Below are 317 nucleotides of genomic sequence, written 5' to 3' on the forward strand. Positions count from 1 at the left end.
GGATGAGCGCGCCAGCCGATATCGGCAAGCAGGCAGGCGGCATGGCGATAGCGCGCTTCGTCTTCCGTCTCGTCGATGCCGAAAGCCTTGAAGGCCTTGCCGGTCCATTCGACCAGATCATGCGCGTGGTGGACCGAACGCGAGCGCAAAAGCGCAAGCTCCTCGGCGGCCGAGATCAGCGGATCGGCCTTCTGCTCGGCCGCCTCGAGCAGTGAATAGAGAAAGCCTTCGCGCACGCCTTGCGCCGAAACGACGATCCTGGACGGTTGCATCGCCGTCATGATTTCCTGCAGCACGAGCGCGCCGTATGGCAGCAG

The 317-nt window shown here is 63.7% G+C and carries 1 pseudogene; it reads right to left on the reverse strand.

Going from position 1 to position 317, the window contains the following annotated elements:
* Positions 1–317 (reverse strand): annotated as a pseudogene (locus tag EN852_RS38135) (exopolyphosphatase); the annotation flags it as partial.

Origin of the sequence: Mesorhizobium sp. M2E.F.Ca.ET.209.01.1.1 (genome assembly GCF_004010375.2) — a bacterium.
Taxonomy (GTDB): Bacteria; Pseudomonadota; Alphaproteobacteria; order Rhizobiales; family Rhizobiaceae; genus Mesorhizobium.